At 72.0% G+C, this 23839-nt stretch carries 25 protein-coding genes; 7 read left to right on the forward strand and 18 right to left on the reverse strand.

The features are described from left to right. Window positions 1–5: 5 nt before the first annotated feature. From ACQP1N_RS14720 to ACQP1N_RS14745, 6 genes are all read right to left on the reverse strand, one after another. Entirely contained in the window at window positions 6–1100 is a 1095-nt protein-coding gene (locus ACQP1N_RS14720) for a hypothetical protein (protein WP_433231891.1), read from the reverse strand. Continuing rightward, the gene (locus ACQP1N_RS14725; protein WP_433231894.1) at window positions 1097–1918 is read right to left on the reverse strand and encodes a hypothetical protein; all 822 of its coding nucleotides are present in this window, start codon (window positions 1916–1918) and stop codon (window positions 1097–1099) included. The genes ACQP1N_RS14720 and ACQP1N_RS14725 overlap by 4 nt, the downstream gene beginning before the upstream one ends. A 140-nt stretch (window positions 1919–2058) precedes the next feature. Then, a complete protein-coding gene (locus tag ACQP1N_RS14730) occupies window positions 2059–2448 on the reverse strand; it encodes a VOC family protein (protein ID WP_433231897.1) in 390 nt (129 codons plus the stop codon). 69 nt (window positions 2449–2517) lie between these two features. Beyond that, entirely contained in the window at window positions 2518–3384 is an 867-nt protein-coding gene (locus ACQP1N_RS14735; RefSeq protein ID WP_067796618.1) for an NAD(P)-dependent oxidoreductase, read from the reverse strand. A 109-nt stretch (window positions 3385–3493) separates the two neighbouring features. Continuing rightward, window positions 3494–4570 carry a phosphotransferase enzyme family protein gene (locus tag ACQP1N_RS14740; protein WP_433231900.1) on the reverse strand — a complete coding sequence of 359 codons (1077 nt, stop codon included), beginning with the start codon at window positions 4568–4570 and terminating at the stop codon, window positions 3494–3496. Between the two features lie 103 nt (window positions 4571–4673). Beyond that, on the reverse strand, window positions 4674–5075 hold the full coding sequence (locus ACQP1N_RS14745) for a nitroreductase family deazaflavin-dependent oxidoreductase (RefSeq protein ID WP_067796623.1): 402 nt from the start codon (window positions 5073–5075) through the stop codon (window positions 4674–4676). Window positions 5076–5208: 133 nt separating this feature from the next. Here ACQP1N_RS14745 and paaI point away from each other — a divergent pair, with 133 nt between their 5' ends. Then, window positions 5209–5643, forward strand: coding sequence for a hydroxyphenylacetyl-CoA thioesterase PaaI (paaI, locus tag ACQP1N_RS14750; protein WP_306303160.1), 435 nt, complete (start codon window positions 5209–5211; stop codon window positions 5641–5643). Between the two features lie 51 nt (window positions 5644–5694). Here the strand turns inward: paaI and ACQP1N_RS14755 are convergent, their stop codons facing one another. Beyond that, the gene (locus ACQP1N_RS14755) at window positions 5695–6561 is read right to left on the reverse strand and encodes a helix-turn-helix domain-containing protein (RefSeq protein ID WP_067796756.1); all 867 of its coding nucleotides are present in this window, start codon (window positions 6559–6561) and stop codon (window positions 5695–5697) included. Between the two features lie 578 nt (window positions 6562–7139). Here ACQP1N_RS14755 and ACQP1N_RS14760 point away from each other — a divergent pair. After that, window positions 7140–7448, forward strand: coding sequence for a hypothetical protein (locus ACQP1N_RS14760; protein ID WP_067796626.1), 309 nt, complete (start codon window positions 7140–7142; stop codon window positions 7446–7448). A gap of 110 nt (window positions 7449–7558) precedes the next feature. Here the strand turns inward: ACQP1N_RS14760 and ACQP1N_RS14765 are convergent, their stop codons facing one another. Together ACQP1N_RS14765 and ACQP1N_RS14770 are read right to left on the reverse strand one after the other, a co-directional pair. Beyond that, complete coding sequence (locus tag ACQP1N_RS14765) at window positions 7559–8338, reverse strand: ABC transporter permease (RefSeq protein WP_067796628.1); 780 nt, start codon at window positions 8336–8338, stop codon at window positions 7559–7561. Further along, window positions 8335–9240, reverse strand: coding sequence for an ATP-binding cassette domain-containing protein (locus ACQP1N_RS14770; RefSeq protein ID WP_433231905.1), 906 nt, complete (start codon window positions 9238–9240; stop codon window positions 8335–8337). Before ACQP1N_RS14770 ends, ACQP1N_RS14765 begins: the two co-directional genes overlap by 4 nt. Window positions 9241–9398: 158 nt before the next feature. Between ACQP1N_RS14770 and ACQP1N_RS14775 the strand changes: the two genes are divergently transcribed. Together ACQP1N_RS14775 and ACQP1N_RS14780 are read left to right on the forward strand one after the other, a co-directional pair. Continuing rightward, on the forward strand, window positions 9399–10529 hold the full coding sequence (locus ACQP1N_RS14775) for a sensor histidine kinase (RefSeq protein ID WP_433231908.1): 1131 nt from the start codon (window positions 9399–9401) through the stop codon (window positions 10527–10529). 8 nt (window positions 10530–10537) lie between these two features. Next, the gene (locus tag ACQP1N_RS14780; protein ID WP_174548847.1) at window positions 10538–11212 is read left to right on the forward strand and encodes a response regulator; all 675 of its coding nucleotides are present in this window, start codon (window positions 10538–10540) and stop codon (window positions 11210–11212) included. A 54-nt stretch (window positions 11213–11266) separates the two neighbouring features. Here the strand turns inward: ACQP1N_RS14780 and ACQP1N_RS14785 are convergent, their stop codons facing one another. The 3 genes from ACQP1N_RS14785 to ACQP1N_RS14795 all read right to left on the reverse strand — a co-directional run bounded on the left by ACQP1N_RS14785 (window position 11267) and on the right by ACQP1N_RS14795 (window position 14258). Then, a complete protein-coding gene (locus ACQP1N_RS14785) occupies window positions 11267–11920 on the reverse strand; it encodes a nucleoside triphosphate pyrophosphohydrolase (protein ID WP_242608748.1) in 654 nt (217 codons plus the stop codon). Between the two features lie 11 nt (window positions 11921–11931). Continuing rightward, on the reverse strand, window positions 11932–12846 hold the full coding sequence (locus tag ACQP1N_RS14790; protein WP_067796634.1) for a hypothetical protein: 915 nt from the start codon (window positions 12844–12846) through the stop codon (window positions 11932–11934). Window positions 12847–12974: 128 nt separating this feature from the next. Beyond that, complete coding sequence (locus ACQP1N_RS14795; protein ID WP_067796637.1) at window positions 12975–14258, reverse strand: citrate synthase; 1284 nt, start codon at window positions 14256–14258, stop codon at window positions 12975–12977. 129 nt (window positions 14259–14387) lie between these two features. On the opposite strand from ACQP1N_RS14795, the gene ACQP1N_RS14800 reads away from it, so the two are divergent. After that, complete coding sequence (locus ACQP1N_RS14800; RefSeq protein ID WP_067796640.1) at window positions 14388–15050, forward strand: hypothetical protein; 663 nt, start codon at window positions 14388–14390, stop codon at window positions 15048–15050. Window positions 15051–15059: 9 nt separating this feature from the next. Here ACQP1N_RS14800 and ACQP1N_RS14805 read toward each other — a convergent pair whose 3' ends face one another. Both ACQP1N_RS14805 and ACQP1N_RS14810 read right to left on the reverse strand, forming a co-directional pair. Further along, window positions 15060–15935 (reverse strand): serine/threonine-protein kinase, encoded by an 876-nt coding sequence (locus ACQP1N_RS14805; protein WP_433231913.1) that lies wholly within the window; start codon window positions 15933–15935, stop codon window positions 15060–15062. 96 nt (window positions 15936–16031) lie between these two features. Beyond that, window positions 16032–16970, reverse strand: coding sequence for an aldo/keto reductase (locus tag ACQP1N_RS14810; RefSeq protein ID WP_433231916.1), 939 nt, complete (start codon window positions 16968–16970; stop codon window positions 16032–16034). Window positions 16971–17148: 178 nt separating this feature from the next. On the opposite strand from ACQP1N_RS14810, the gene ACQP1N_RS14815 reads away from it, so the two are divergent. After that, window positions 17149–17934, forward strand: a complete 786-nt coding sequence (locus ACQP1N_RS14815; RefSeq protein ID WP_067796650.1) for a hypothetical protein — start codon at window positions 17149–17151, stop codon at window positions 17932–17934. Between the two features lie 279 nt (window positions 17935–18213). On the opposite strand, the gene ACQP1N_RS14820 is transcribed toward ACQP1N_RS14815, so the two are convergent. Together ACQP1N_RS14820 and ACQP1N_RS14825 are read right to left on the reverse strand one after the other, a co-directional pair. After that, window positions 18214–18966 carry a hypothetical protein gene (locus ACQP1N_RS14820; protein ID WP_131732539.1) on the reverse strand — a complete coding sequence of 251 codons (753 nt, stop codon included), beginning with the start codon at window positions 18964–18966 and terminating at the stop codon, window positions 18214–18216. A gap of 1273 nt (window positions 18967–20239) precedes the next feature. Beyond that, a complete protein-coding gene (locus ACQP1N_RS14825; RefSeq protein WP_067796655.1) occupies window positions 20240–21190 on the reverse strand; it encodes a hypothetical protein in 951 nt (316 codons plus the stop codon). 585 nt (window positions 21191–21775) lie between these two features. Between ACQP1N_RS14825 and ACQP1N_RS14830 the strand changes: the two genes are divergently transcribed. Next, window positions 21776–21988, forward strand: coding sequence for a helix-turn-helix domain-containing protein (locus ACQP1N_RS14830; protein WP_067796662.1), 213 nt, complete (start codon window positions 21776–21778; stop codon window positions 21986–21988). A gap of 93 nt (window positions 21989–22081) precedes the next feature. On the opposite strand, the gene ACQP1N_RS14835 is transcribed toward ACQP1N_RS14830, so the two are convergent. Both ACQP1N_RS14835 and ACQP1N_RS14840 read right to left on the reverse strand, forming a co-directional pair. Further along, complete coding sequence (locus ACQP1N_RS14835) at window positions 22082–23389, reverse strand: DUF2786 domain-containing protein (RefSeq protein ID WP_433231919.1); 1308 nt, start codon at window positions 23387–23389, stop codon at window positions 22082–22084. Between the two features lie 109 nt (window positions 23390–23498). Further along, window positions 23499–23771 (reverse strand): hypothetical protein, encoded by a 273-nt coding sequence (locus tag ACQP1N_RS14840; RefSeq protein WP_433231922.1) that lies wholly within the window; start codon window positions 23769–23771, stop codon window positions 23499–23501. Between the last annotated feature and the right edge of the window lie 68 nt (window positions 23772–23839).

The raw sequence follows: 23839 nt of genomic DNA on the forward strand, positions 1-23839 counted from the left end.
ACGGCTCACGCGGCCCCGTGCAGGGCCTCGGCGCGCAGGCGGCCGGCGGCGCGCAGCCGCTCGGCCGTCTCGGCGAGGTCGTCGGACGGCGTCAGCGAGCCGTCCGCCAGCGCCAGCGCGGTCGCGATCGCGTCGATGCCGCCCAGGTCGTCGCGGACGGACCGGCCCAGCGCGCCCGTGGCGCCGCAGGACCGCGCCTCGTCCCGGCAGAACAGCGCCATCTCGCAGCCCGACATGCACTCGGGCGCGTACCGTGCCTCGACCGCGCGTACGGATGCCGCGAGCGTCTCGCCCGGCGCGAACGTCAGGCCGCCCGGCAGCTCCGCCAGCAGCGCGTCCACGCGGGTGAGGCGGGCGAGCTGCCGTTCGAGGACGGCGAGCTGCGGCCGCACGTCCAGCGGCGTCGCCGTCGGACGGTTGGAGAAGTTCTCCGGGCAGACCAGGAACACCTCGTGCGACACCCGCGCCGGGTCGTGCCCCAGCTCCGCCGCCAGCCGGCGCAGCGCCAGCACGTACACCGCCGACTGGCGGGCCGCCGCGGCGACCTGCTCCGGCTCGGCCTGCCCGTCCACGACCGCGAACGACTTGATCTCGATGACGTGCAGCCGGCCCGCGAGCTGGAACGCGATGACGTCCGGCTCCAGATAGGCCGGACACCCGGCGATCTCCAGCCGCAGCAGCGGATGGTCGAACAGCGTCCCCTCGCCCGACTCCAGCGCGCGGGCGAGCAGCCGCCGGGTCCGCGAGTGCCGCAGCTCCCGGCTCTCGCTGCCCGCGACCACCTCCAGGTCGTCGTAGGCGACCTCGGGGACGTCGAGGCCGAGCCGCTCGCGCAGCAGCGTCACCAGCTCCGCGCACCCGTCGGCCTTCACCTGCGCCTCGAACACGTTGCCGCGCGTGATCGCGAACTGCGACTGCCCGAACGGCGCGGGGAACCCCAGGGCCCGCGCCACCGCGTCCTTGTCGACGCCCGCCGCGTCCATCACCCCGCGCCGGGCGCAGCCCGGATTGGAGGTGAGCGCGGCGATCGTGCGGGCGTCGTGGTTGCGCGGCGGAGCGTCGCCGCGCAACCGGTCCAGCTCCGGTGCGGTGTCGGTCATCGGTCGGTCTCTCCATCGATGGCAGGGTGCCGCCCGGAGGCCCGCACGGCGCGCAGCCGGCTGCCGAACAGCCGTTCCGCGTCGTCGAGCCGGTCCCGGGCGCGGGCCGCGGCGGCCTCGCGGTGCCGCCGGTCCGGTTCGCGGTGCACGTCCAGCTCGGCCCGGGCGGCCTCGGCGAGCACGGCCGGATCGGCCGTACCGACCGTACCGGTCGTCGCACCGGGAATGTTGGACGCGAAACGCCACAGCAGCCGCTGCACGCCGGGGGACGGGGTGCCGCGCCCGGCGTGCTCGGCGAGCCGTACCGCGGCGGTGAGGAAGTCGGTGCGCGGGCTCAGCGGCCCGACGACCCGCCGCTCCAGAGGCCAGGTGCTCACGGTGAGCAGCCCGCGCGCGGGGGCGAGCAGGTCGGCGGTCAGCGCGACGCACAGGTAGTACGGCCGCGCGTACGGCGCGGTGCGGAAGGAGCGTTCCTCGTCGCGGCGCAGGCTGGTCAGCCGGCTCCCCGGGATCTCGCCGGTGAAGAACGCCGCGTACACCGCCCCGATCAGCTTCGGCGCCGCCGGGACGCCGAGGAGCGTGAGCGCCTGGTGGACCTGCTCGCGGACGGGCAGCAGCCCGCGTTCGCCGTCGTCGTGGGTCGCGGGCCCGCCGAGGACCGCGTCGTCCCACGCCTGCTCGGCCCGGCGCAGGTCGGCGCGCAGCGCGCGGGCGGCCCGCCGGTCCCCGGCCGCCATGGCCCGCCGAACGGCGGCGCGCAGCTCGGTGATGCGCGTCTCCAGCTCGTCGGGGGTCGGGACACCGGGGGACCGGGGCATGCGGCAGACAGTACAGCCACTTCCCGACAGTTCCAGTGTTTTCCAGCTTTTCCGCGTCCCGGCCAGGGATCGGCGCGGCTTGCGCCGCACGACCGGCCACCGCCACGGCACGTGCGGCCGGAACACGGCGCCGGGCAGGATCAGGAACGCGGGTCGCGGCGCAGGGGGTGCCCCTCCGGGACCTCCACAATAACGATCTTCACGCCGTCCGGGTCCTCGATCCACATCTCGACCAGGCCCCACGGCTCCTCGCGCGGCTCCCGGGTGACGCGCGCCCCGGCGGCGGCGAGCCGATCGTGCTCCGCCCGCACGTCCCGCACCTGGAGCCAGATCATCGGGGACGAGCCCGTCTCGCCCGCGCCGTGCCCCGACACCTCCAGGAACCCCGGGCCGAGGAAGAACACCACGCCGGGGGAGCCGGCCGGGCCGAACTCCCGGTGGACGGCAAGTCCCAGGACATCGCGGTAGAAGGACCGGGTGCGCGCCGGGTCGGCCGGGCGCAGCAGGATGCGGCTGCTCAGTACGTCCATGCCCGCCATCCTCACCCGGAGCCGCGCCGCCCCGGGCACCGCCACGCCCGGCCGGTGTCCCGGCGCGGGTCAGGTGAGGAAGCTCGCGCGATACGTGGCGGCCATGTCCTCGTCACCGTGTCCCCGCTCGATGACGCGGCGGAGCCGCTCGCCCGCCGCGTCGTTGACGTCCACCTGGATCTTGGCGGATTCCGCCGCCTCGTGGATCAGCCGGGTGTTGGTCTCGGCGTTGCGGGCGGCGAAGCTCGGCTCGAAGTCGCCCTCGACCATGGCCTTCATCTTCATCTGCAGGTAGGGGCTGTCGAGCGGGCCGCCGGTGAGGACCTCGCCGAGCAGCGCCGGGTCGAGACCGAGGCCCTTCGCCAGCGCGACGGACTCGGCGACGACCGCGGTCAGCGAGATCGCGTAGCCGACCGCGGCGAGCTTGAGCCGGGTGCCCGCGCCGGCCGCGCCGTCCTCGGCCAGCCAGAGCGTCCGGCCGCCGACCGCGTCGAACAGCGGATCCAGGACGGCCCGCGCCTCCTGCCGCCCGGCGGCGAGAACGAGCAGCCTCCCCTGCTCGGCGGGCTGCTTCGTCCCCTGGACGGGTGCGTCGACGAACGTGATCCCGCGTTCGGCGGCGAGGGCGGCGAGCCGTCCCAGGGACGCGAGGCCGACCGTGCCCATCTGTGCCCAGACCTGCCCCCGGCGCAGCGACGGCGACGCTTCGCTCATGACGGACAGGGCCGTCTCGCCGTCCTTCAGCATCGTGATGACCACCTCGGCACCGTCCACGGCCTCGGCGGGGGAGCCGGCCACCACCGCGCCGTCGGCGGCGAGGGGTTCGGCGCGCGCCCGCGTGCGGTTCCACACCGTGACCCGGTGGCCGTTCCGCAGCAGGTTGCGGGCCATCGCCGCCCCCATGATCCCGGTTCCGAGCATCGCGACCCGAGTCATCTCGCACTCCTTTTTGAACTGTTCGATCCATAACCGTGCCGGGGCAAGCCTCGCACACGGCCGCGCGGCGCGCATCCCGTGGGTCCCTACCCGCCCGCGGGAGGATCGGTCAGCCGTAGTGGGCGTGGCCGTCGTCGTGCGCGTCGGCGTGGGCGGCCGCGTACGGCGCGGCGAACGCGTCGAGGGTGCGGTCGAGATGCGCCGACCACCAGGCCACGAGGGGCGCCGGACCGCGCCCGCCCGTGCCGTCCGCGCCGAGGTACCGGTGCCGCAGCGGCGCGACGTCGCAGAGCCGCTCCCACCACTCGCGGTGCACCGCCGCCTGGATCTGCCCGGCGTCCAGCGGATACGCCGAACGGTGGCCCCGCACGAACGCCTGCACGCGGTCCAGATCGAGGCCGCGCTCGTCCTCGCAGGCGAACAGCCGCGCCGCCGAGCGGACCACCTCACCGGCGATCGGCCCCGCCGCCAGCCCGTCCCAGCCGAGGACGGCGGTGACGTTGCCCGCCCCGCCGTAGCGCAGGTGCCCCGCGTGGAACGCGCCGTGTAGGTACCCGACCGTGCTCACCTCGATGTCCGGCGGCTGGTGCCCGGCGAACTCGGTGAGCAGGGCGCGGCGCTCGCGGAGCCGGCGCCCGGTCAGCGCGTCGAAGTCGGTGCCGCCGGCGTCGCCCGGGACGTCCCGCAGCATCTCCGCCACGGCGGCGGAGGCGTCCGCGGCGCGCGGTGTCGGCACCAGCATGCTCTGCTGGACGGGCGCCGTCAGCTCGTCGAGCGCCGCGTGCAGCCGCCCGAGCAACTCGCCGAGCGCCTCGCACTGGCCGAACGTCAGCTCCAGCCCGCCCCGCCGGCGTCCCCCCACCCACGGGTACAGGACGTAGCCGTGACCGGCCGCGGTGACCAGCGTCCGGCCGCCGCGCGCCGGCATCGGGGCGAGCACCGGCAGCCCCGCCGCGTCCAGCGCGGTGGTGACGGTGTGCTGGAAGAGCAGACGGCGCCGGTCGGGTTCGGCGTACTCCCGGAGGAAGAACGTCCCCGCGGATGTGCCGACGCGCCAGCAGCGGCGGCCGGGACCGGCCTCCAGCGGGCTCGTCTCGCCCGGCGCGCCGATGTCCCAGCGCCGCAGCGGCCGTGTCGGCGGACCCGTGTCGGCGGGCGCGGTGTCAGCGCTCTGGGACGTGGGCACGTCGGCACCTCGGCTGCGTCGGACGGACGTCGGTCGAATGGGTGTTCTACGCCGACGCTACACGTCCCGCCCGCACGGCGAAAGGGAACGCGCGTCCGCCGCCTCAGACGCGCTCCAGCACCACCACGGGGATCTCGCGGCTCGTCTTCTTCTGGTACTCGTCGTAGTCGGGCCAGACGGCGGTCATCTTCCGCCACAGCGCCGGCTTCTCCGCGGCCGTCGCGGTGCGGGCCCGCGCGGTGAACTTGTCGCCCTTCACCTGCACCTTCACCGCGGGGTCCGCCTGCAGGTTCCGGTACCACAGCGGCGGCTCGTCGGCGCCGCCCTTGGACGCCACGACGAGGTAGGCGTCACCCTCGGTCTGGTAGATGAGCGGTGTCGTGCGCTCCTTGCCGGTCTTCCGCCCGGTCGTGGTGAGCAGCAGCGCCGTCGTGCCCTGCCAGGCGTGCCCCTCCGCCCCGTCGGTCTCCTGATAGCGCTTGACGTGCTCTTTGCCGAAAAGCATCGAATCCTCCTTTGGTCCGGCCTTGGCCGTTGTCCGGCTGCCCGGGTCAACCCCCGAACGGGAGATGCTCTTCCCGGAGTGCGGCACTCAATGCCGTGCCCTGCCGGCGCGCCGGGCTCATTACGCTGGGCCGGTGGACGACGCGGTGGAAGTGGCGCGGCGATGCGCCGAGACGATGTACGCACGGGACAAGGTGGCGCAGGACCTTGCCATGGAGATCGTGGAGATCGCGCCTGGCCGGGCGAGGCTGCGGATGACGGTCGCCGACACCATGGTGAACGGCTTCGGCATCGCGCACGGCGGCTACCTGTTCCTGCTCGCCGACACCGCGTTCGCCTATGCGTGCAACACCCACGACACCGTGACGGTCGCCGCGTCCGCCGACGTCGTGTTCGTAGCGAGCGCGCGCGGCGGAGACGTGCTTGAGGCGAGCGCGTCCGAACGCGTCCGCTACGGCCGCAGCGGGGTCTGCGACGTGACGGTGCGGCGCGTCCCGGACGGTGAGGTCATCGCGGAGTTCCGCGGCGGAAGCCGCAGCCGGGACCGGCGGGTCATCGGCGCCCCGTGAACCCCAGATCAGTGAACCCCAGACCAGTGAACCCCAGACCGGTGGACCCGGTCAGAGGTCCTTCAGGACGCGGGTGAGGAAGCGCGCCGTGTCGTCGGGACGCTCGGCCGTGATGCACAGTTTGTTCATCACCCGCATGTAGGTGTCGACGTCCGTCGGCTTGTCGAGATAGAGCGCGCTGGTGAGCTGCTCCAGGTAGACGACGTCGGACAGGCCGGGCTCGGCGAAGCGCAGGATTGTGAACGGGCCGCCCGCCGCCGCGTGCCCGCCCGCCCCGAACGGCACGATCTGCAGCGTCACATGGGGCAGCTCCGACACCTCGATCAGGTGCCTGATCTGGGCCCGCATCACGTCCCGGCCGCCGAGGGGACGCCGCACGACCGCCTCGTCCAGTACGGCCCACAGCGTCGGCGCGCCGGGCGAGGTGAACCGCTCCTGCCGCGTCGTGCGGATCTGGACGCGCCGCTCGACCTCCTCCTCGGAGGCGTCGGAGAAGCCGAGCCGGACGACCGCGCGGGCGTAGTCCTCGGTCTGCAGCAGCCCCGGCACGAACTGCAGTTCGTAGGCGCGCAGCAGTGACGCGGCCTCCTCCAGGCCGAGGTACACCTCGAACCAGCTCGGCAGGATGTCGCCGTACCGGTGCCACCAGCCGGGAGTGTTGGACTCCTTGGCGAGCCGCAGCAGCGGGGCGCGCTCGTCGGGGTCGGAGACGCCGTAGAGGGTGAGCAGGTCGGCGACATCGCGTTCCTTGAACCCGACCCGTCCCAGCTCCATCCGGCTGATCTTGGAGTGGGAGCCGCGGATCTCGTAACCCGCCTGCTCGGTGGAGATCCTGCTCGCCTCGCGCAGCCGGCGCAGTTGCGCGCCGAGCAGAATGCGCAGGACGGTGGGGCCGCCGCGTCGCGGATAATTGATCAGCCGTCCGGTGGGATCGCCATCGGGCGGAGGCGCGGAGGCAGCTGAATCCTGGGCCAAGGGGTCACCAGCCAGTCGACAGGTCTGCTCGTTGATGGAACGGCACCGACCTATGTTAGAGGATGCGGACACGCTTTTGGGAGATAGCGAAAACGCGTTCGCGAACGGATCCCGTGCGCGGCGTCGCCCGGGACGCGCCGGCCGAGACATCCGGTGACCAGTGCAGTCGGTGGCTGGGCGGCTGCGGAACGTGGCGCCGCTTCGGGACGGGAGTCGTCCCGATGGTCATTTCGAAGGCGGCCCCGGAGGTGGCTGGCGCGTCAATTGGGCGCCGTTCTGTGACATTGCACACGGCCAATCCTGACAAGTCAATCCGCAATCCGTCGAGTGACACGTGAATGTCGGTTGTCGTGCAATTTGGTGAATCGCCGGGGCGCCCGCGCGGTCCCGCCGGGCGGTACGTGATGAAGCTCTCGTCCCGCCCCGGCAAGATCTCCGGCCGCTCGGACGTTGACCGGGCAGCGGGCGGCCACCGCCGCCCGCTGCCGAGAGGCGACCACCACCGCGCATCTGGGAGAATCATGAACGCGACCCGTGAGCGACCGGAGATCCGGTTCCTGACCTCGGGCGATGTCACGGCGCACGAGCGCGCCGCCGCCGAGCGCGCCGTCCGCGAGGCGCTCACCGCCGCCCACCACGTCACCTCCGTCCAGGTCACGCTGAGCGTCGTCAACGACTCGTCGCTGCCGCGGCCGGCGCTGGCCCAGGCCGTGGCCGAGATCGACGGCCGGCGCGTCCGCGCCCAGGCCGCCGCGCGCCGCATCGACGAGGCCATCGACATGCTCCGCGAGCGCCTGGCCGTCCGGGCGACCTCGCTCCAGGCGGGCTGAACCCGCCCTGCCCGCCTGAGCGCTTCGGCAGCACCTCGCGGGCATGGGAAAGGCGGCGTCCTTCTCCGGGACGCCGCCGTTCGTGCGTTCAGGGGGCGGTCAAGGCGCGTTCAGACGTCGCGCCGGGTCAGGAGGAAGGCGGCGAATCCGAGCGGGACGAGCACGTACGCCACCAGCACGGCCGCCGCGGCTCCCGGGGACAGGAGGTCGCCGTAAACGGAGTTCTCCGCGCTGAGCCCCGCCATCTCCCTGGGCAGGGCACCGGGCATGACCGACCCGATCCGCGCGTTCCACGGCCCCGGCAGGTGGCAGGCGAGCAGCGGCAGGACGTGCCATGCGAAGACGACCGACACGATCGATCCCGCCGTGGAGCGCAGCAGCACACCGAACGCCAGGCCGAGCAGCGCGAAGACCGGCACCACCGTGCCCGCGAGGACGAACCCCGGCAGGTCGTGCGCGATGGACGCCCGCTGGTCGGGGAAGGGCCGGTCGCCGACGATGAGCCGGGTCCCGAGGAACGAGCCGATCGTCACCGCCTCCCCGGCGGCCAGCGCCACCGCCCCGATGACCGTGCTCTTGGCGAGGAGCAGGGTGCGCCGCCCCGGCAGCGCGGTGAGGCTCGTGCGGATCATGCCCGTCCGGTACTCGGACGTGACGGAGAGCACGCCGAGGATCCCGAGGCACAGTGACGCGCCCCAGCCGGCCAGCTCCTGCAGCGGACGCAGCAGGAGCTCATCGCGGCGGTCGGCGGCCAGCCCGTCCCAGACGTGCGCCATCTGGAACGCCAGCAGCAGGACGAACCCGGTGAACAGGGCCGTCACCGACAGCACCCAGTAGGTCGAGCGGACCGAACGCAGCTTCCACCACTCCGCCGCCAGCGCGTCGGTCACGGTGTCACCGCCCCGAACTCGGCGCTGCCCGCGGTCAGTTCCATGTACGCCTCCTCCAGCGAGGCGCTGTGCGGCGTGACCTCATGCAGCGGGATCCCGTGCGCGGCGGCCGCGTCGCCGATGGCGGTCACGTCCAGCCCGGTCACGCTGAGCGCACCGCCCGCGGCCGATTCGACACCGCCTCCCGCGGCGGCGAGCACCGCGGTCAGGTCGGCCGGACGCGGCGAGCGGACGAGGACGCCGCGCCGGAACCGGTCCGCCAGCTCCCGCACCGAGGTGTCCGCGATCAGCCGGCCGCGCCCGATGATGACCAGCCGGTCGGCCGTCAGCTCCATCTCGCTCATCAGATGGCTGGAGATCAGCACCGTCCGTCCCCCGGCCGCCAGGGACCGCATCAGTTCCCGGATCCAGCGCACGCCGTCCGGGTCCAGGCCGTTCACCGGCTCGTCGAACACCAGCACCCCCGGATCGCCCAGCAGCGCCGCCGCGATCCCGAGCCGCTGCCGCATCCCGAGCGAGAACCCGCCGATCCGCTTGCGCGCCACCCCGGCGAGCCCGACCTGCTCCAGGACCTGCGTCACCCGCCGCGTCCCGATCCCGTTGCTGCGCGCCAGCCACCCGAGATGGTCGAACGCCCGGCGCCCACCGTGCACGGCGGACGCGTCGAGCAGCGCCCCCACCTCCCGCATCGGCCGCCGCAGCTCGGTGTACCGGCCGCCGTTCACCAGCGCCTCGCCGGACGTCGCCCCGCCGAGCCCCAGCAGGACGCGCATCGTCGTCGTCTTCCCGGCGCCGTTCGGACCCAGGAACCCGGTCACCGTCCCCGGCCGCACCACGAAGGACAGGTGATCCACGGCGGTGGTCCCGCCGTGGCGCTTGGTCAGCTCGTGTACTTCGATCATGCGGACCAGGCTCGTACGGGGCGGCCCCGTCCCACATCGGAGCATGGGCGGGACCCGCGCGTCCGACCGTGCTCCGAGGGCTCCGCCCCGCCTGCGACCCCGGTCTGACGGCCGCCGGTACGAGGCGCCGGCCCCGGGCGTCCCGCTACCGTCGTGACGTGGACGAATCCGAGCTGCGCCCTCCGTTCTGCACGCGGTTCGGCCGGCGCGGCCTCATCGGGCTGGACGCCGGTGCCGCGGTCCTCTACACGCTGGTGCTCCTGACGCTCTCCGCGGCCTCTGGCGAGTCCGCGCTTGTCGGCGTCCCGCTGGCCGCCGCGGCGGGCCTGCCCCTCGCGGTGCGGCGGCTGTGGCCCGTGCCCGTCTTCGCGGCCGTCCTGGCCGCCTCGACCGCGTCCTTCGCGCTCGGCCTGCCCTGGGACTCCCACGCCGCCGCCGCGTTCGCCCTCTACCCGGTCGCGCTCACCCGGCGCCGCCGCCGCTGGCTCCCCACCCCGCTGATCGGCGCCGCCAGCGCCCTGCTCATCTTCGCCGGCGCCACCGTCGGGCCCGCCGGCCGGCACGCCGAGATCCTCGGCAGGTTCGTGCTCGGCCTCGCCGTCCTCGGCGCGTCCTGGACGCTCGGCCGCGCCGTCCGGGAGCGCCGCGCGCAGACCGCGCACTCCGCCCGCCGCCTCGCCGACCAGGCCGTCTCGGACGAACGGCTCCGCATCGCCCGCGAACTCCACGACGTCGTCGCCCACAGCATGAGCCTGATCGCCGTCAAGGCCGGCGTCGCCGTCCATGTCGCCCCGGCACGCCCCGGCGAAGCCCTGGACGCCCTCCGCGTCATCGAGAGCACGAGCCGCAGTTCCCTCGCGGAGATGCGCCATCTCCTCGGCGTCCTGCGCACCGACGCCGACCTCGGCCCGGCTCCCGGCCTGGCCGGCCTGCCCGTCCTCGCGGAACGCGCCGCGATGGCCGGCGTCCGTGTCGACCTGGACGTGGACGCCTCCGGCCTCCCCGAAGGCGTCGAGCTCTCCACCTACCGCATCGTGCAGGAGGCGATCACCAACGTCGTCAAACACGCCGCTCCCGCGTCCTGCCGCGTCCGCGTCAGGGCCGGCGGACGCCGCCTGTCGATCGACGTCACCGACGACGGGCCCGGCGCGCGCGTCCTGCCGGGCGGTGACGGGCACGGGCTCATCGGCATGCGCGAACGCGTCATGATGTACGGCGGCGACTTCACCGCCGGGCCCCGTCCGGGCGGCGGCTTCGCCGTGTCGGCCGCATTCCCGTACGAACCCTAGGAACCCCGTTGGATCTGCGTGTCCTCGTCGCCGACGACCAGGCCCTGGTGCGCGGCAGCTTCCGCGTCCTCATCGACACCGCGCCCGGCCTGCGCACCGTCGGCGAGGCCGGCACCGGCGCCGAGGCCGTCGAACTGGCCGGCCGGGAACGTCCGGACGTCGTCCTCATGGACGTCCGCATGCCCGGGATGGACGGCATCGAGGCGACCCGGCGGATCTGCTCCGGCCTCCCCGGCGTCCGCGTCCTGATCCTCACGACCTTCGACCTGGACTCCTACGTCTACTCGGCGCTCAAGGCCGGCGCGAGCGGCTTCCTCCTCAAGGACACCCCGCCCGCCGACCTGCTCTCCGCCATCGAGGTCGTCGCGTCCGGCGAATCGCTCCTGGCCCCCACGGTGACCCGCCGCCTCATCGCCGAGTTCATCCGCCGCCCCGCACCCGTCCAGCCGCCGCCCGCGGGCCTGGACACCCTGACCGACCGCGAACGCGAGGTGCTGACCCTCATAGCCAGGGGCCTCTCCAACACCGAACTGGCCGGGCACCTCCACCTGAGCCCCGCCACGGTCAAGACCCACATAGGCCACCTCCTCTCCAAACTCCAAGCCCGCGACAGAGCCCAGCTGGTGATAGCCGCCTACGAAACCGGCCTGGTCCACCCCCAGCAGGGGCCGCAGCGGCAATGACGACAACACGACCCGCCCGTTTCTGCGGCGCGTCCAGCCGTCAGAAGAGGGAGGTCAGTCGCGGAGGTGCAGGACGAGGCGATCGGTGAAGGTGCCGCGGTCGGCGGCTTTGGCGGCGCGTTGCTTCTCCAGGTCTGCGGGGGTGAGCCCGTGAACGGCCGCGAGAGCGTGGACGACCTCCAGGAGATCGGCGAGTTCGGCCGGGTCGCCGCTCGCGGCGTACTCTGCGGCCTCTTCGAAGAGCTTGGCGCGCAGCAGCGCGGCATACTCTCCTTCGCCTGCGACGCGGGTTTGCGGCAGGCCGCCGGCCGCACGGATGATTTCGGGTATCCGGTCCCGGACGAGCTTCTCCGCCGGCCCGTCGCCCTCCTTGGTCGGGTGGACCGTCGCACCGTGCCTTCGGTCCAGGGATTGGATCCATTTCGCGGCGACCGCGGCGGTCTGGACCAGCTCGCCCCGGAGGGCGGCGGGCTCCGATTCGGCGAGGGCCTCGAAGAACTCCTCGGCCAGGATGTGCCGCCAGGTCAGCTCCCCGCGTGACCAGGCGGTACCGCATTCCCGCTTCGCCTCCTCCGCGTGTTCGCGGAACTCCGGTCCGCTCCCGTCGGGGAACTCTTGGACGCCCCATATCCGGTCCTGGGCGTCGCGTTCGGCCGCGATGTCCGCCAGCACCCGCGCCAGCGTTCCCGGCGTGTGAACGTTCTCCATGCCGCTCGACGTTAGCCACCTGGACGATTCGGCGGGGCATGGTCGGGCTCGCAGCTGAGCAACTCGTGCAGGACGGGTGGGAGGTCGTCCCAAAGCCATTCGTTGAGCGTGCCCGGGAAGTCGGCCGGTGGCCGTATGGCCAGGCGTCGGGGTGCGACTTCGGCCAGGTGCACCGCGAGGGGGCCGTCGTCCCACATGGGGTCGCGGTTGCCCCAGAACGTGGAGAAGTCGGTGCTCGTCAGCATCAGCTCGGCCGGCAGCGTGTGGTCGCCGGCGTGCCTGCCCAAGGGGAGCAGCCGTTGCGCGGCCGTGCGGAGGATGTTGAGCGCGGCGAGGTCGTGTGGGCAGGCGACGTCGGTGATCTCCAGTTCGGGAAGCCCGAAGCGGCCCAGTCCGCGGGTCTTGAGGGTGACGCAGGAGCAGCCGTCGATGTCGTCCTCGTCGGCGGTGCAGCGCCCCGAGTTCCGGTACGGCGGCAGGACGGTGCCGAGCCAGTCGTCGGCGAGGACGAACTCGTCGAGGCGTCCGGGGGAGGCCACGGGCAGAATCCGCCCGGTGGCGAGGTCCACGGGCACTCCGCAGAGCGCTTCGGCGATCGCCTTGGCCGCGGCCCGGGCGACATGCGGCCCGGATGGAAGATCGCCGACCGGCTGGACGGACGTGACACCGATGTGCCGGGCGGCCCGGCGCATCCTCTCCGTGTCGTCCTCATCGGCGCCGACCACCCCGCTCAGGTCCCAGGGCGAGCCCGCGGCGGGGTGGCAGGCCAGCACGAGCCGGGGAGTGCCGAGGCGCCTTGCCGCCGCTGCGGCGAACGGGCCGGGGAGCCGCCGGCGGATCACCGTCGGCAGGTCGCCGGGGTCCTTGTCGGCCGCGATGACGAAGCCGGTGGTCGTCTCGTCGGGGACGGTGATGGTGACGCGCATTGCGGCCTCCTCGGGGCGTGGACCGGCGGATGCGGTCCAGCCTCGGGGAGGCCGCCGAACGCTTTCACTAGAACGCGATTCTGTGGATAAGGGGGCGGAACGCGCGGGGCGTTGTCCTCCGGGCCGCCTCAGCGGGCGGAAGGCTCCACGTAGTGGCGCTCACCCGGGCCCACGTAGACCTGGCGCGGACGTCCGATCTTCGTGGACGGGTCGTTCATCATCTCCCGCCACTGGGCGATCCATCCGGGCAGCCGGCCGAGCGCGAACAGCACCGTGAACGCGTTCGTGGGGAAGCCCATCGCCTTGTAGATGACGCCCGTGTAGAAGTCCACGTTCGGGTAGAGCTTGCGTTCGATGAAGTAGTCGTCGCTCAGGGCGACCTCTTCAAGACGCATGGCCAGGTCCAGCAGCGGGTCCGACTTGCCGAGCGCGCCCAGAACCTTGCCGGTGGCCTTCTTGACGACCGCGGCGCGCGGGTCGTAGTTGCGGTAGACGCGGTGCCCGAAGCCCATCAGCTTGACACCGGGCTCCTTCTTCTTGACGCGAGCCACGAAGGAGTCGATGTCATCGCCGTTCTCGTGGATGCGCTCCAGCATTTCCAGGACGGCCTGGTTGGCGCCGCCGTGCAGCGGGCCGAACAGCGCGTCCACGCCCGCGGACACCGACGAGAACAGGTTCGCGTGGCTGGATCCCACGAGCCGCACGGTCGAGGTCGAACAGTTCTGCTCGTGGTCGGCGTGCAGGATGAACAGCATGTCGAGCACACGCGCGATCTCGGGATCGATCTCGTGGGGCTGTGTGGGGAGACCGAACATCATGCGAAGGAAGTTCTCCACATACCCGAGAGAGTTGTCGGGGTAGAGCAGCGGCTGGCCGATGGAGGTCTTGTAGGCGTAGGCGGCGATCGTGGGCAGCTTGGCGATGAGCCGGATGCTCGACTGGTCGACCTGCTCGGGGTCGAACGGGTCGAGGCTGTCCTGGTAGAACGTCGACAGGGCGCTGACCGCGGAGGACAGCACGGCCATGGGGTGGGCACGGCGCGGGAACACGGAGAAGAACGCGCGGAACTTCTCGTCCAGCAGCGTGTGGTTGCGCACATTGTCGGTGAAGGTGCTCAGCTGGTCGGCCGTCGGGAGCTCGCCGTAGATGAGCAGGTAGGCCACCTCAAGGAAGGACGACTTCTCCGCCAGTTCCTCGATGGGGTAGCCCCGGTAGCGGAGGATGCCCGCCTCACCGTCGATGTAGGTGATCGTCGACGTGGTGGACGCGGTGTTGGTGAAGCCGGGATCAAGCGTGACGTTCCCCGTCTCCTTCAGGAGACTGCCCACTCCCAGTCCTGACGGCCCTTCGGTCGCCTCGGTGACCTCCAGAGGCATCCGGCCGCCCGCGTGGTTGAGCTCGAAATCCGACATACTCGCTCACTCCCAACTGGGTCTACACCTGTGTAGACGTTTCGCCCTTCATCGTATCCAGGTGATCATTCACGCCGATCCTGACCCTTCCCATTGACGGATGACCAGCCCGGATGTTCCGGTGGGGGCATGACCGATCACGGAGCCGCCGAGCTCGTCGCACGCACGCGCCGGGAGATCGCGGAGGCGACGACCCCGAATCGCTTCGTCGACCTGCTCGAAACGGGAGACGTGCCCCGGGAGCGCCTGGGCTGGCTGGCCGGTGAGGAGTACCGGATCGTCGGTAGCGATCGGCGCAGTTTCGCCCTGCTGGCGGCCAGGTTCCCCGGTTCACCGTCCGGTGAGCTGTTTCTGGGGCTTGCGCAGGGTGAGGGGCAGGCGCTGGCCCTGCTCGGAGACTTCGCCGCCGCGCTCGGCAAGAGTGAGAAACATCTCATGGCGTACGAGCCGAGACCCCTCGCGCAGGCATACCCGGCCTACCTTGCGCAGAGGGCGGCCTTCGGGACGGCCGGCGAGGTCGCCTTGGCCATGCTCGCCAACCTGGAGGAGTGGGGCGCGTACTGCGCCCGCGTTGCCCGGGCCCTGCGAACGCGGTACGGCTTCGCCGACGCGGCCGTCGGGTTCTTCGACTTCTTCGCCGCGCCGCCGCCCGGCTTCGAGGAGCAGGCCGTGGCCGTGATCGCGGCCGGGCTCGCCTCCGGCGACGATCCCGCCGAGGCCGCTCGCGCGGCCCGCTTTCTGCACGCCTACGAGACCGCGTTCTGGAACGTCCTCGCGGAGGGCTTGCCGTGATGGGTCGTCCTAATGCTCACGGAGCGTTGGCAACTCGGCCGTGATCTCGACCAGGGTCCGTTCGTGGGCGCCGATGAGCTGCTCGATGTCCACGGGCGGCCATTCCTCGTCGTAGTGGGCGTCCAGCAACGTGGACAGGGCGACGAGGACCTGCTCCGGTGAGGGGCGTTCCCCAGGGTCCTTGACCAGGCAGCGGACCACGAGCCCGTGCAGGGGGTCGGGCAGACGGGTGAGGTCGGGGTCGCCGTACACGATCCTGCTGCGGACCTTGTGGCCCGTGCCAAAGGGCGCAAAGCCCGTCGCTGCGAACACGAGCGTCGCGCCGAGGGAGAAGACGTCGCTCTCCGGATGGACGGGGGCGCCGAGAGCCTGCTCCGGTGACATGTAGGCGGGCGTTCCCAGAATCTCCGTACGGGACAGCGGCAGTGCGTCCAGGGGCCTCGCGATGCCGAAGTCGATGACCCTTGGACCGTCCGAAGCGAGCAGGACGTTCGACGGCTTGAGGTCCCTGTGCACGATGCCCGCACCGTGGATCGCGATCAGCGCCTCCGCGAGCCCGGCGCCCAGCCGGCAGGCCGCCTGTTCGCGAAGCGGCCCTTTCTCCTGGACGACCTTGGACAGGCTCACACCGCGGATGTACTGCGTCGCAAGCCAGGGCTGATCCGCGTCCGGGGCGGCGTCGACGACGGGCGCGGTGTAGAAGCCGCTGACCGACCGCGCCGACGTCACCTCCCGGCGGAACCTCGCCCGCCACCTGGGATCGTCCAGAAGCTCCGGACGGATGACCTTCACGGCCACGAGACGCCTGCTGGGCGAGGCTCCAAGGAACACCTCACCCATCCCACCGGCACCGAGCCGGCCGACCACACGGTACGGGCCGATCATCTCTGGAGGTTCTGACTGCATGGCACGGAGATCCGATCATGGTGGGGCGCGCTCAATCGTGCCACGGCGCGGGCCTTCGCCCGACCATGCGCCCGTTCACGTCCAGGGCAGCGCACTCCGTTCCGCCCAATAGCGCTCCGGTGGGACGCTCAGGCCGGCCGGCACTCGCAGTTCGCGCTTGTCCAGGCACATCTTCGCCGCCGCCAGATTCGACTCCAGTTGCGCCGGGCTGACTGCGCCGATGAGAACGATGTCCGCCCAGGGCCGGGAAAGGGCCGCCGCCAACGCCAGGGCATCCGGCTGCATGCCGCTCTTGGACGCGAGCGTCTGCACGGCCACGGGCGGCCGTATGACGAGCCTCCCGTTGGCCAGCACCTCCTTGAGAAGAACACGCAACCCCGAATCGTGCGCTTCGCGCAGAGCGTCCTCGGCCGAGGTCTCCAGGATGTTCCACGTTGATTGGACGGTGCTGAAAAGCCTCTGGCCGGATACGTCCAGCGCCATCGCCCGGCGGATGGTGTCAGCCTGCCTTGGGCCCGACGTGGAGAACCCGACACGGATGCCCTCGGCGCTCAGTTCCGCCAGGGCCTCCTGTAGACGGATGTCCTGGAACAGGGGGCTATCTTCGGTCAGCGAATGCACTTGATAGACGGAGAGGTGTCCGTCCAGCAACTCGCGTGTCTCTCTGTACTGCGCACGGTAGCGGTCAAGACTATGTTCCTTGACCTCGTGCACGGGAGCATCGATCTTCCAATCGCCGACGTAGGTGTATCCCCACTTACTGGACACCGTCACATCATCGGGATCGCGGGTTTCAAGCCAGCCCCCAAGGAACTCCTCGGCCTTGCCGTAGGAGCGTGCGACATCCACCCAGCGGATGCCCGCCGCGTAGGCCGTATCAAGGACGTCCCAGGTCGTCGCACGCATCAACTCCACGCTCCGGCGAGGTGGAAGCTCGCCGGCCCTGCCCAGATTGATGTATGCGGGCCGCCCGAGTGCCGCAAGCCCGATGCCCAGCCTCTGTATAGCGTCCATCTCCCCACCCTTGCACGCCCGGCCGCGCAGCAGAGCCCGGATAATTGTCCGATTTGCCCAATGAAAGGCGCCCTGCCGGGGTCGGCTATCCACAGAATCACGTTCTACTATTCTCGGGGTTCCTCGTCCGCGAGGCTTTGTCCGCGTCAATGTCGATCGCGGTACGAAAGGCACGCCGATGCCCGAACAGATCAACCCCACCCGGTACGGCCCGCACCAGTTCGCCGGCCATCTCGGGCTCGCCCGATGGCAGCTGCGCGTCGGTCTGGAACATGGGCTCCTGCCCGGGCCCGACGTCGACGGGGACCGCTGGTCCGCCGGCCTCGCCGAGGCGGTCCGGGAACGAGGCAAGGAGATCGTCGCCAGATTCGGGGACGAACCGCCGATCGGCTCCGCACGCGCCGCCGCTCGGCTGGCCACCCGGGTGGGCCTCGACGTAGAACGCCGGGACATCGAGGTCCTGGTCGCCGAGGGCGCCCTCAGCGTCGTCAGCAGCTTCCGCGGACACCCGGTCTACCTCATGCGCGACCTCGACCGGCTCGATCCCGACGTCGTGCGGAAGGTCGTCACCGCAAGGAAGGGGCCCCTCACCGACACCGTCGACGCGGGCGGAGCGGCGGCGATCCTCGGATGGCCCCGCCGGACGTTCGACCGGATCGCCGCCGAGCGCGGCCTCATGACGGACCGGCTCGGCCGTTACGCCCTCTCCGACATCCGGGCACTGAGGGCGGACGAGCCCCTGGCCCACGAGGTGGCAGCGGAGAAACGTCACCTCGCCCTGACCAAGACCCGCAGGTCCGAGGCTCGGATCAAGGACGTCATCCGCGCCTGGATCCTGCGCTGCTCGGCCTACACCGACGATGCCGCCGGTCGGCCACCGGACATCGCCCCGCTCAGCCGCGCGCTCCGGAGCCTCGCCTCAGTCCGAGCCGAAATCGCCGAATACGAACGGGCAACGCCCTGAAGACCGTTCACCGGGGGGCGTCTCATGGGGGCGCCGGCCTGGACGATCATGGGCCGCCGTGACGGCGGGCGTTGCCCCTCGGGCACTGAACGACGGCGTGATCGCTTCGGCCGTCCTCGCCGTGAGCACGGCCGATGGCCCGCCCCATGGAGCCTCGCGTGGCCGGGCGCAATCGGGGTTGGCGCCGGTCGCCCCCTAAGCGCCGTATCTGGCCGGTGCCGGCACTTGGCGGACGCCGCGCCCGTCGCGTTCCGGTCGTCCTTCACATGGGCCCGCCGGTCAGGGGCGCCGCGGGGACGAGCGGCGTCTGGGCGAGGATTCCCGAGTCTTCCCGTGCTGCGCCAGCACGGCCAGGAGGTGGTCCCGGGCCTCTGTGCGGGACATCGCCGGGACGCAGCCGGGGAAGCCGAGAGCCAGCGAGGGAGGGGCGCTGACGAGGCCGTTGTCGTCGATCGTGGCCTGCTCGCCCGTCCAGGGACCGAGGAGGATCGCGGAGGCGCCGCCGGGATGCCGGGCGAGGAGCGCCTCGATCCTGCCGATCTCCTGGGCGCAGTCGGCCACCAGGAGGAGCCGGCGTGCCTGCGTCACACCGGTGTTCCGGCGGATCACGAGTTCGGTCTCCAGGTAGGCGACCGCGGCGTCGAGATTGCCGGGGATGAACAGGCCGGGGGTCTCGTCGTCGAGCAACTCGTCCTCGGCCAGCCCGAACAGGGTGGTCGCGTCCGGACGCGGGATCACCACCAGGGAGTCGTCACCGTGATAGCCGAGAGCGGTCAGGGCGAGGACGCGTGCGGTGGAGACGGCGCCGGGGCCCGACAGGCCCATGGCCGGAACGGCGAATGGGTCGAGGACGGGACGGTAGCCGAATGCGGCCGGCCGCCTCTCTTCCACATCGGGTGTGCGGAGCACGGGCAGGCCCGCGCCGGCGAAGGCGAAGACGCGGTGGCGGAAGGGATAGCAGATCACCGCCGCCGCCGGAACGAGCAGGCTCAGCAGCACGACCGGCCGCAACGAGCGAGGAGGAGACTCCACCTCCCGGGCCTGATTCTGTGTGCGAATTGGTCCCGGAGCGGGGGAGGCAGGACGGGATGTGGCCTTCGCGCGGGTGGGAGAGGACGGCCTGCCGCCCGGCGGATCCGGCGGAGCGGGGCGCGGATCCGGCGGAGCGGGGCGCGGATCCGGCAGGGGGGCGCTCGGGCGCGGTTTCGCGAGCGGTGCGGGTGAGGGCGTCCTGCGCCCGGTTCTGGGCTTCCCGGTGTGCCGGTCCGCCCAGCGGGGGAACCCCCGGCCGAACTCCGGCCTCCGGGGAGACCTCTCGTGCATCGACCGCCATGCCTCCCTGCATTTGCGCGCGGTGTGCCGGTCGCCGATGCCCGCGGCGTGACGGCAGATCGGCGGCACGGATCCGCGCGGCTCCGGTCCGGCTCGGTCGGTGGCGTACGAAGGTGCGGCGGCGCCGATGGAGAGGGCGGCGGCGATCGCGGTACAGGCCATCAGCCCGCAGGCGCAGCGGAGCCAGCCGCCGAGCAGGACGGCAAGGCGGGGATATGCCAGGAAACGGTTCATCTCGCCTCGGGGGGATCGGTTCGGTCACCGTGAGAATGCCGATCGTAGTCAATTTGGCTACGGAGCGTTGAACATTGCTCACAGTTGATCATTGATCATGTGCGGCCGACCCCTGCACCACGACCGAAATGAGCGGTATGTGGCAGACGGTTCCGGCATGCCGATGCCCTGCCTCGCGGAAGGTGTGCGGCGCGGTTCGGCGCCCTGGAAACGCACTCCCTCTCCCGCCGCCACGTGCTTTACGAGGACACCGCTCACACGGTCGCGGGTACGCGCCGAAGAACAACTCGTTCTTGAGGAGGCGGAACGGCATGCGCGGGGTGGCGGCGCGATGCCAGAAGCCGCACTCGCCGCCAGCGAGGCAAGCGGCACAGATCAAGCGGCACGCTCTCGGCCCTGGAGTTCGAGGCCCCCAACCTCGAACACCACACTCAGACCGCCACCCCACCCACCCCAACCCAGGACGCCCCGCCCGGGGTGCCCTGCCCTCGCCCCGGGGATGCTCCGCACCTGTTTGGAATGTCCCACCCCCGCCGGGGATGCTCCGTATCTATCCGGGTATCCCGCACCCGCCCCGGGACGCCCCGCACTTGCCCGGGTGTTCCGCACCCGCCCAGGATGCTTCGCCCCCGTCCGGGGGGTGCTTCGCGCCCGCCTAAGAGGCCCTGCATCTGCCCGGGGCGGTGTTCGCCGCTGTTCCTTCCAGCCGCTCGCCGGGTGGCCGGGCGGGAGGCTCGGGTCAGGCGGCGCGGTCTGCGGGGGAGAGCAGGACGTCGTACATGCCCAGGGGGAGTGTGTCGCCCCACAGCCAGTCGTTGACCGTGCCGCCGAAGTCCTCGGGCGGGCCGACGGCGAGGAGGCGCGCGGTCAGCGGGGTGAGGCGGACCTGGAACGGGACCGGTGGGGTGAGGTGGATGCGGCGTGTCGATCCCCAGAACTCGTTGAAGTCGCGCTGGGTGAGGTCGAGCGTGGCCGGGACGGTGCGGGTTCCGGTGGCCGGGCCGCCGGCGAGCCATGACCAGTGGTCGGTCAGGAGGCGGCGGGCGGTCGTCCGCAGGACGTTGAGCGCAGCGAGGTCGTGTGGGCAGGCGACGCCGGTGATCTGCAGTTCGGGGAGGCCGAAGCGGCGGAGGCCGCCGGTGCGCAGGCGGACGCAGGCGCAGCCGTTGACGCCCTCGGGGTCCAGTTCGGGGTCGGCGGCCGTGCAGCGGCCGTTGGCGCGGAACGGCGGCAGGATGTCGCCCAGCCAGTTGTCGGCCAGTACGAAGCGCGTCCTCTCGGTGGTGGACGGCGTCAGGATGTGGCCCGTGATGAGGTCGGCGGTGATGCCGCCGGTGGCCTCGGCGATGGCGTAGGCGGCGGCGCGGGCGACCTGGACGCCACGGGGCTGGTCGGTGATCGGCGCGAAGGCGGTGACGACCGCGAACTCCGTCGCGTCGTGGAAGGTCCGCGCGGCCCGTCCGTCTTCGGGACGGGCCGCGCGGACGTCCCCCGGATCCCAGCGGAGGGTGGCGAGGTCCTCTCGGGTGACCTGGAGCTGGGACGAGCCCAGCCGCCCCGTGATGTGGGCGTGGTACGGGCCGGATGCGGTTCGGTTCAGCAGGTCGGGGAGGTCGTGCGGGACGCTGCCGGCGGCCACGGCGAACCGCGAGGTGGTGGTGGACGGGACCGGGAACGTGATCGTGGTCATCGGGCCGCTCCTTCCGGGGACGGGACACGGCCAGCATGCGCGACCGTCCAGACCGGAAGCAGTAGAACGAGATTCTGGGGATAAGTCACCGGTCGGCCCGGGACGTACGGCACCCGGAGGCCGGCCAAAGTGCTCACGAAGACCCATGTGAAGCGGGCTTGGCGGGCGAATCCGTGCCGGCGGGGCTTGCCGGGCCGGGGCGCGGCGCGATGCACCGGAGGTCAGCCGCGACGATCGGTAAAATTCTCGTCACCCGCGGTGGAGGTCATCGGGGAGGTGACGGCCTGTGGCGGCGGCGTCCGCGGTGACGTCGACGGAGCCGGGCGGGGCCGCAAAGGGCAGGTTCCGGTGCGGGTGCCGCCGCGGACGGTGATCCTGCGGAACGGCGGCCGGCAGTGGCTCGGAGCCCGTCTGTCCAGTTCCGACACGCCGTTCACCACGGAAAAGACCAGCTTCGGCCGAATTCGCGGGGATTCGCGCGGCATCGACGGCGTAATCAGGGGGAATGTGTACCTTGGGGAGATCAACACTGCTGTGAGCTGCGGGGACGGGCCCCGCCGCGCAGCGTTGGAATAGGAGGTCCCCGTGGCTCGAACACTGTCGAGGGGCACCCGCGTGACCGGTGCCGAACGCACGCAGCTCGCCGCCGAGCTCGCTCCGCGGTACGCGGCCGGCGAGAGCATCCGCGACCTGGCCGCCGAGACCGGCCGGTCGTACGGGTTCATCTACAACGTCCTGAAGGAGGCGGGAGTGCCGCTGCGCGGCCGGGGCGGCAACACCCGGCGCAAGAAGAACTGAACCGCTCCCGCGACCAGGTAAGACCAGTCCGTACAAGGAAGAAGCGAGTACATGACCGGACGTCCCCCTCGCCCCCCGGGGGGACCCCGTGCGCTACGAACGGCGGAACGCCCCGGTGACCTCGGAGCGCCCGTTCAGGTTGGCGAGGTCGGCGGCCGCCCGCCCGGCCACCCAGCCCTCATAGTTGGAGACGGAACCCGCCCGCCCCTCGGTGAGGCCGGGGAACATCGTGTCGACGGCCCGCTCGACGGCCCGGTCGCGCGCCGCCAGTACGGGAAGAAGATCCTTCCCGCCGGCGCCCGCGGCCGCCCTGCCGGCCGCCTCACCCGCGACCTCCCGCAGACGCTCCCCGACACGGGCCGCGTAGGCGTTGAGGAACGCGTGGCGGAACGACCGCGTCCGTGACCGTCCCCGCGCGTCGCGGCGGGGACCCGCGTGCACCATGGCGGACGTCGCCTGCACGAGCAGCGATGTGAACAGCATCTCCACGGCGGCCAGATCGGCCGGATAACCCAGGACCGTGGAGAAACCCAGCTCACGATGCCAGACCGCCCGGCAGCGGTTCGCGTCCGCCACGACCGTCAACAGGGCCGCCTTGGGCGCCTCATACGGGTTGTCCACTGCGATGCGCCGCCCGGCCGGCCCGCCCGTGCCGCCCGCCTGCGCGTCCAGCAGCGCCTGGTCGATGCTGTGCCGTGCCATCAGCTCCTGAGCACGCGCACTCAGCGCCTCCGCCTCCTCGGGGAACTCGGTGGACTCGGCCTTGGCGAGAAGGGCCCGGACCCGGCCCAGTGTCCGCTGATCCACCGCCCGCTCACGTCCCCCGGCCGCGTCCGCGAACCGGCTCCCGCCATGCGCGCCCCGGCCGGCCGCGCCGCCGCCGGCCGTGTTCCCCCTGGAGGCACCCTCACCAGGCGTGCCGTCATCGGACGTTCTCGCGCCGCCCTGCCGGGTGCCGTGTGCGGACCCGCCGCGGGGGTCTCGGGGCACCCTGCCGGGCGGTGGGCCCAGGGACGGGAGCTTCGGCAGTGCCTCCAGAAGATGGATGAGCTCGATCGCACACGTCACGTAGACCGCGTGGTGCACGCCTTCCCGGCCGCACCACTCGGACGGATGCGAGTCGTCGCCTGTCCACCAGACGGCGGCGCCGAGGGCGGCGAGCTGGTCGAGCCATTGAGCGTCGACGGAGGTCCGGGGGTAGGCGCGCATCTCGTCCGCGATCGCGTCCGTTGCGAGCCGGGCGTGTCCGGCGGTGAGGCGCCGCGATGCGAAGCGGACCACGTCGGCCGGCTGCCAGCCACGGTCCCAGGCGGTGGTGACCGCCCGGCGCAGCCGCGCGGCGAGGCAGCGATCGGTGTTCGACGCCGGCGACCCGGGGCCGCGCCGCCATGCCTGTTGCACCGGGACTCCCGTCCTCCGACATCGAAGGCCAGGACGCATCATGTCATCCCCGGGCCGGGGACATGCGAAAGCCCCGGCCGTCCGGGCCGGGGCCGTGCCGGTGAGCGGGTCAGGAGCCGGCGTAGCGCTCGCCGCGCATCTCCTCGACCACGACGCTCTGGTACGCGCGGGAGGTGTCGGGGACGTAGCTGAGCCGCGCGAGGGCCCTGCCCTCCTGGTCCCTGATCTCGAAGTGGTAGCCCTTGCGGGCATCCTCGATGTGGGCGACGGCCTGGTCGTGCTTGAGCCGGCACATGGTGTCGACCTTCTCCAGTGCCCCCTTCAGGCTCCCCGCGTCGCTGATGAGCCGCGCCGGCTCGCTCGTCTCCCAGATCTCGAACATTGGTCGCGTCCTGTCGGCGGTCGGAAAGGAACAGACGGAGCTTTGCAGACGTCGGACCAAGCCTGCGC

The sequence above is a fragment of the Actinomadura formosensis genome (assembly GCF_050948385.1).
Taxonomy (GTDB): domain Bacteria; phylum Actinomycetota; class Actinomycetes; order Streptosporangiales; family Streptosporangiaceae; genus Spirillospora; species Spirillospora formosensis.

Coding starts and splice junctions, on each gene's coding strand:
- ACQP1N_RS14815 (WP_067796650.1), top strand. CDS start 17,149: ATGCCCGAACAGATCAACCCCACCCGGTACGGCCCGCACCAGTTCGCC.
- ACQP1N_RS14735 (WP_067796618.1), bottom strand. CDS start 3,384: ATGACTCGGGTCGCGATGCTCGGAACCGGGATCATGGGGGCGGCGATG.
- ACQP1N_RS14790 (WP_067796634.1), bottom strand. CDS start 12,846: ATGCGCGTCACCATCACCGTCCCCGACGAGACGACCACCGGCTTCGTC.
- ACQP1N_RS14795 (WP_067796637.1), bottom strand. CDS start 14,258: ATGTCGGATTTCGAGCTCAACCACGCGGGCGGCCGGATGCCTCTGGAG.
- ACQP1N_RS14770 (WP_433231905.1), bottom strand. CDS start 9,240: ATGATCGAAGTACACGAGCTGACCAAGCGCCACGGCGGGACCACCGCC.
- ACQP1N_RS14825 (WP_067796655.1), bottom strand. CDS start 21,190: ATGACCACGATCACGTTCCCGGTCCCGTCCACCACCACCTCGCGGTTC.
- ACQP1N_RS14800 (WP_067796640.1), top strand. CDS start 14,388: ATGACCGATCACGGAGCCGCCGAGCTCGTCGCACGCACGCGCCGGGAG.
- ACQP1N_RS14805 (WP_433231913.1), bottom strand. CDS start 15,935: ATGATCGGCCCGTACCGTGTGGTCGGCCGGCTCGGTGCCGGTGGGATG.
- ACQP1N_RS14840 (WP_433231922.1), bottom strand. CDS start 23,771: ATGTTCGAGATCTGGGAGACGAGCGAGCCGGCGCGGCTCATCAGCGAC.
- ACQP1N_RS14760 (WP_067796626.1), top strand. CDS start 7,140: ATGAACGCGACCCGTGAGCGACCGGAGATCCGGTTCCTGACCTCGGGC.
- ACQP1N_RS14725 (WP_433231894.1), bottom strand. CDS start 1,918: ATGCCCCGGTCCCCCGGTGTCCCGACCCCCGACGAGCTGGAGACGCGC.
- ACQP1N_RS14730 (WP_433231897.1), bottom strand. CDS start 2,448: ATGGACGTACTGAGCAGCCGCATCCTGCTGCGCCCGGCCGACCCGGCG.
- ACQP1N_RS14745 (WP_067796623.1), bottom strand. CDS start 5,075: ATGCTTTTCGGCAAAGAGCACGTCAAGCGCTATCAGGAGACCGACGGG.
- ACQP1N_RS14810 (WP_433231916.1), bottom strand. CDS start 16,970: ATGGACGCTATACAGAGGCTGGGCATCGGGCTTGCGGCACTCGGGCGG.
- ACQP1N_RS14720 (WP_433231891.1), bottom strand. CDS start 1,100: ATGACCGACACCGCACCGGAGCTGGACCGGTTGCGCGGCGACGCTCCG.
- ACQP1N_RS14785 (WP_242608748.1), bottom strand. CDS start 11,920: ATGGAGAACGTTCACACGCCGGGAACGCTGGCGCGGGTGCTGGCGGAC.